Source organism: Streptomyces sp. NPDC059142 (assembly GCF_042755665.1).
In the GTDB taxonomy this organism is placed as follows: Bacteria; Actinomycetota; Actinomycetes; order Streptomycetales; family Streptomycetaceae; genus Streptomyces.
In genome coordinates, this window is the sequence record NZ_JBHZDA010000123.1 from 1 (window position 1) to 6170 (window position 6170).

5 protein-coding genes and 1 pseudogene are annotated in these 6170 nt (G+C 67.3%); all 6 read left to right on the plus strand.

What is annotated here, in order from left to right:
* Positions 1–348: pseudogene (locus ACFXPK_RS29645) on the plus strand (hypothetical protein); the annotation flags it as partial.
* Between the two features lie 278 nt (positions 349–626).
* Positions 627–998, plus strand: a complete 372-nt coding sequence (rpsL, locus tag ACFXPK_RS29650; protein ID WP_003948652.1) for a 30S ribosomal protein S12 — start codon at positions 627–629, stop codon at positions 996–998.
* 2 nt (positions 999–1000) lie between these two features.
* Positions 1001–1471 (plus strand): 30S ribosomal protein S7, encoded by a 471-nt coding sequence (rpsG, locus tag ACFXPK_RS29655; protein ID WP_030351427.1) that lies wholly within the window; start codon positions 1001–1003, stop codon positions 1469–1471.
* 38 nt (positions 1472–1509) lie between these two features.
* Entirely contained in the window at positions 1510–3636 is a 2127-nt protein-coding gene (gene fusA / locus ACFXPK_RS29660) for an elongation factor G (protein ID WP_385080172.1), read from the plus strand.
* A gap of 153 nt (positions 3637–3789) precedes the next feature.
* Positions 3790–4983, plus strand: coding sequence for an elongation factor Tu (tuf, locus tag ACFXPK_RS29665; RefSeq protein ID WP_129770864.1), 1194 nt, complete (start codon positions 3790–3792; stop codon positions 4981–4983).
* A 392-nt stretch (positions 4984–5375) separates the two neighbouring features.
* Positions 5376–5942, plus strand: a complete 567-nt coding sequence (locus ACFXPK_RS29670) for a hypothetical protein (RefSeq protein ID WP_385080174.1) — start codon at positions 5376–5378, stop codon at positions 5940–5942.
* Positions 5943–6170: the final 228 nt, after the last annotated feature.

Consider the following 6170-nt stretch of genomic DNA (forward strand, 5'->3'; position numbering starts at 1 on the left):
GACCCGGACCCGGACCCGGACCCGGACCCGGACCCGGACCCGGACCCGGACCCGGACCCGGACCCGGGCCCGGACCCGGGCGCGGACGCCGCCCCGGACCCGGCCGCGCCCCCGTCGCCCCGTACCGACGCCTCCCGCCCCGCCACCGCCGGTCTCGTACCGAAGAACCCCAGCTCACGGGTGCCCACGATTCCCCGGCTCGGCTCTCCCCGTAGCCTGGGCAGGCGGATACGGCGCGCTTCGGACGGGGAACCGTCCCGTTCGCGGGAGCCGTCCCCGGAGGAGCCCTCGGGGCGGTCGCGGGAGCGTGATCCCGACGATCCTTCCCCGGCCCGTCCGGATGGCTGAATCAGGCCAGGTCGCGTGGGCTCTCCCGGGCGTCTCCCGTGCGTGGGCATTTGTTTTGACCGGAGTCGATGAGGTAGGTACGCTCAGACCTTGTGCCTGGGGTGTGCCTGGGCTCCTGTGCGTGTCCTCAGCCGCACGAGGAGTTCGAGTACGGGCCACCGCAATCTGCGCCTTCCTCGCTCTCGGCGAGGGCTTTGCAGTATTCGACACACCCGACCGCGTGGGTCGGTGGTGTTCCAGGTTAGTTCCACTAACGGCACACAGAAACCGGAGAAGTAGTGCCTACGATCCAGCAGCTGGTCCGGAAGGGCCGGCAGGACAAGGTCGAGAAGAACAAGACGCCCGCTCTTGAGGGATCCCCTCAGCGTCGCGGCGTCTGCACGCGTGTCTTCACGACCACCCCGAAGAAGCCGAACTCGGCCCTCCGTAAGGTCGCGCGTGTGCGTCTGACCTCCGGCATCGAGGTCACGGCCTACATTCCGGGTGAGGGACACAACCTGCAGGAGCACTCGATCGTGCTCGTGCGCGGTGGCCGTGTGAAGGACCTGCCGGGTGTTCGTTACAAGATCATCCGCGGTTCCCTCGACACTCAGGGTGTCAAGAACCGCAAGCAGGCCCGCAGCCGCTACGGCGCCAAGAAGGAGAAGTAAGAATGCCTCGTAAGGGCCCCGCCCCGAAGCGCCCGGTCATCATCGACCCGGTCTACGGTTCTCCTCTTGTCACCTCGCTGATCAACAAGCTTCTGCTCAACGGCAAGCGTTCCACCGCCGAGCGGATCGTGTACGGCGCCATGGAAGGCCTCCGTGAGAAGACCGGCAACGACCCGGTCATCACGCTGAAGCGCGCGCTTGAGAACGTCAAGCCCACGCTTGAGGTCAAGTCCCGCCGTGTCGGTGGCGCCACCTACCAGGTGCCGATCGAGGTCAAGCCCGGTCGCGCCGCCACCCTCGCCCTGCGCTGGGTCGTGGGTTACTCCCGCGCCCGTCGCGAGAAGACGATGACCGAACGCCTCATGAACGAGCTGCTCGACGCCTCCAACGGTCTCGGCGCCTCGGTCAAGAAGCGCGAGGACACGCACAAGATGGCCGAGTCCAACAAGGCCTTCGCGCACTACCGCTGGTAGTCGCTCCCCACATCGAGACCGAGAGAAGATTGAGCCTTATGGCCACCACTTCGCTTGACCTGGCCAAGGTCCGCAACATCGGGATCATGGCCCACATCGACGCGGGCAAGACGACGACCACCGAGCGCATCCTGTTCTACACCGGTGTGAGCTACAAGATCGGTGAGGTCCACGACGGCGCTGCCACGATGGACTGGATGGAGCAGGAGCAGGAGCGCGGCATCACCATCACGTCCGCCGCGACGACCTGTCACTGGCCGCTCGAGGACGTCGACCACACCATCAACATCATCGACACCCCGGGTCACGTGGACTTCACGGTCGAGGTGGAGCGTTCGCTCCGCGTCCTCGACGGTGCCGTCACCGTGTTCGACGGTGTCGCCGGTGTGGAACCGCAGTCCGAGACCGTATGGCGCCAGGCCGACCGCTACGGCGTGCCCCGCATCTGCTTCGTCAACAAGCTCGACCGGACCGGCGCGGAGTTCCACCGCTGCGTCGAGATGATCGAGGACCGCCTCGGCGCGGTTCCGATCGTCATGCAGCTCCCGATCGGTGCCGAGGCCGACTTCAAGGGCGTCGTCGACCTTGTCACGATGAAGGCTTTCGTCTGGTCCGCCGAGGCGGCCAAGGGCGAGATGTACGACATCGTCGACATCCCGGCGACGCACACCGAGGCGGCCGAGGAGTGGCGCGGCAAGCTGCTCGAGGTCGTCTCGGAGAACGACGACGAGCTGATGGAGCTGTACCTGGAGGGCGTCGAGCCCACCGTGGAGCAGCTCTACGCGGCGATCCGTCGTATCACCATCGCCTCCGGCAAGTCCGACGGCACCACCATCACCCCCGTCTTCTGCGGCACCGCGTTCAAGAACAAGGGCGTCCAGCCCCTGCTCGACGCGGTCGTGCGCTACCTCCCGACCCCCCTGGACGTCGAGGCCATCGAGGGCCACGACGTGAAGGACCCGGAGAAGGTCGTCGCGCGCAAGCCCTCCGTGGACGAGCCGCTGTCGGCGCTGGCGTTCAAGATCATGAGCGACCCGCACCTCGGCAAGCTCACCTTCGTCCGGGTGTACTCCGGCAAGCTGGAGTCCGGCACCGCGGTGCTGAACTCGGTGAAGGGCCGCAAGGAGCGCATCGGCAAGATCTACCGTATGCACGCGAACAAGCGTGAGGAGATCGAGTCGGTGGGCGCCGGCGACATCGTCGCCGTCATGGGCCTGAAGCAGACCACCACCGGTGAGACGCTGTGCGACGAGAAGAGCCCGGTGATCCTGGAGTCCATGGACTTCCCGGCGCCGGTGATCGAGGTCGCGATCGAGCCCAAGTCCAAGGGTGACCAGGAGAAGCTGGGTGTGGCCATCCAGCGGCTCGCGGAGGAGGACCCCTCCTTCCAGGTGCACAGCAACGAGGAGACCGGCCAGACCGTCATCGGCGGTATGGGCGAGCTCCACCTTGAGGTGCTGGTCGACCGCATGCGGCGCGAGTTCCGCGTCGAGGCGAACGTCGGCAAGCCGCAGGTCGCCTACCGTGAGACGATCCGCAAGACCGTCGAGCGCGTGGACTACACGCACAAGAAGCAGACCGGTGGCACCGGGCAGTTCGCCAAGGTGCAGATCATGGTCGAGCCCATTACGGACGGCGACGTTCCGTACGAGTTCGTGAACAAGGTCACCGGTGGGCGTATCCCGAAGGAGTACATCCCTTCGGTGGACGCGGGCGCGCAGGAGGCCATGCAGTTCGGCATCCTCGCCGGTTACGAGATGACCGGCGTGCGCCTCACGCTGCTCGACGGTGGCTACCACGAGGTCGACTCCTCCGAGCTGGCCTTCAAGATCGCCGGTTCGCAGGCGTTCAAGGAAGCCGCCCGCAAGGCGTCTCCCGTCCTTCTCGAGCCGATGATGTCCGTCGAGGTCACCACGCCCGAGGACTACATGGGCGACGTGATCGGCGACATCAACTCCCGTCGTGGACAGATCCAGTCCATGGAGGACCGGGCGAACGCCAAGGTCGTCAAGGGTCTGGTGCCGCTGTCGGAGATGTTCGGCTACGTCGGAGACCTCCGCAGCAAGACCTCGGGTCGCGCAAGCTACTCGATGCAGTTCGACTCCTACGCCGAGGTTCCCCGGAACGTCGCCGAGGAGATCATCGCGAAGGCCAAGGGCGAGTAACTCGACCGAGTCAACGCTTTAGGCTTGTCACCGGCAAGCCCTGGGGTTCCCCGCCGCAGCCCATGCGGCGGGGGGTTCCGGGCCCCGGCATCCCAGCAAAGATCACCTGGCGCCGATGAGTAAGGCGTACAGAACCACTCCAGGAGGACCCCAGTGGCGAAGGCGAAGTTCGAGCGGACTAAGCCGCACGTCAACATCGGCACCATCGGTCACATCGACCACGGTAAGACGACCCTCACGGCCGCCATTACCAAGGTGCTGCATGACGCGTACCCGGACCTGAACGAGGCCTCGGCCTTCGACCAGATCGACAAGGCTCCCGAGGAGCGCCAGCGCGGTATCACGATCTCGATCGCGCACGTCGAGTACCAGACGGAGTCGCGTCACTACGCGCACGTCGACTGCCCCGGTCACGCGGACTACATCAAGAACATGATCACGGGTGCGGCGCAGATGGACGGCGCCATCCTCGTGGTCGCCGCCACCGACGGCCCGATGCCGCAGACCAAGGAGCACGTGCTCCTGGCCCGCCAGGTCGGCGTGCCGTACATCGTCGTCGCCCTGAACAAGGCCGACATGGTGGACGACGAGGAGATCCTTGAGCTCGTCGAGCTCGAGGTCCGTGAGCTGCTCTCCGAGTACGAGTTCCCGGGCGACGACCTGCCGGTCGTCAAGGTCTCCGCGCTCAAGGCCCTTGAGGGCGACGCCGAGTGGGGCAAGACCGTCCTCGACCTGATGAAGGCCGTCGACGAGTCGATCCCGCAGCCCGAGCGCGACGTCGACAAGCCGTTCCTGATGCCGATCGAGGACGTCTTCACGATCACCGGTCGTGGCACCGTCGTCACCGGTCGTATCGAGCGTGGTGTCCTCAAGGTCAACGAGACCGTCGACATCGTCGGTATCAAGACCGAGAAGACCACCACCACGGTCACCGGCATCGAGATGTTCCGCAAGCTGCTCGACGAGGGCCAGGCCGGTGAGAACGTCGGTCTGCTTCTCCGTGGCATCAAGCGCGAGGACGTCGAGCGCGGCCAGGTCATCATCAAGCCGGGTTCGGTCACGCCGCACACCAGCTTCGAGGCCCAGGCCTACATCCTGTCGAAGGACGAGGGTGGCCGTCACACCCCCTTCTTCAACAACTACCGCCCGCAGTTCTACTTCCGTACCACGGACGTGACCGGCGTCGTGACCCTCCCCGAGGGCACCGAGATGGTCATGCCGGGCGACAACACCGTCATGACGGTCGAGCTGATCCAGCCCGTCGCCATGGAGGAGGGCCTCAAGTTCGCCATCCGTGAGGGTGGCCGGACCGTCGGCGCCGGCCAGGTCACCAAGATCAACAAGTAATTGCTGATCTGATCGGGCCTCGCGGTCCGGTCCGACCTGGTGGCTCCTCGGAGCAGCCTGTGGATAGGGGGGGGGGGGCGGGTGGTGGGTGGGGGGCGGGAGGGGGGGGCGGGGGGTGGGGTGTGCGGGGGCGCCGCGGTGGGGGGCGGGTGGGGGCGGGCTGTTTTGGGGGGGGCGCCCCCCCCCCCTTTCGGCGTTCCCGGGCGGGGTGGAGGCGGAGGTGGGGGCGGCGCTGCGAGGGCCGGAGCAGGGGTGGAGATGCGGGCGGGGCGGGGCGGAGGGGGTGGCGCGGCGTCAGGAAGTGCGGGGGGCGGCGGTGTTGACGCTCCGCCCGATTGTACTTAGGTTTGCCTTACCTAAGTTCACTCTCCACGTGGAAAGGCACTGTCTTCATGCGTCCAACCGCTCTCCTTGCCCGTACCGCCGTCGTCGGCCTCTCCACCGCCGCCCTCACCGTCGGTCTGGCGGCCTCCGCCTCCGCCGCGACCGCGGGGCGTTCGACCACCGTCGGCAGCACGACGTACAACCTCTCGCTCACCGCACCCGGCACACTGGCCGCCGCGGGCGAGAACGTCACGGTCACCGGCAGCGGCTACAACGCCGACAAGGGGATATACGTCAGCCTCTGCGTGATCCCGGACGGCGTCGACACCAACAACCCGGCCACGTTCACCACCAAGCCCACCCCGTGTCTCGGCGGTCAGGACGAGGCCGGCACCACCGGTGCCTCGCACTGGATCAACAGCGACTTCTACTGGATGTCGCCGAACAACTCCTCGCCGTACGACGAGGCGGGCGGCGTCGGCAACTTCTCCGTACAGATCCACGTCAACCCGAACATCGCCACCGGCGTCACCTGCGGCCAGGCCGGCGTCAGATGCGCGATCGTCACGCGCGCCGACCACTTCGACACCAACAACCGCGGCTACGACCTCTATGTGCCGGTGACCTTCCAGTGAGACCACTCCTCCCGGGAACACTCCTGAAAAGACACCGTCTTCTCGCGGCCGCCGCCGCGGCGGGGCTGCTGATCACCGGCCTGACCGGTGCGGCCCCCGTCGCGGCGGCGGCCGTGGGGCGGGGCGGCACCCCGCGCCCCCCCCCGCAACCCGCGCGCTAGCGCCCCGCGGGGCAGTGCGCCCGGGGGGCGCGCCCCCCCCCGCAGTGGCGCGCGGACAGGCCGGCCA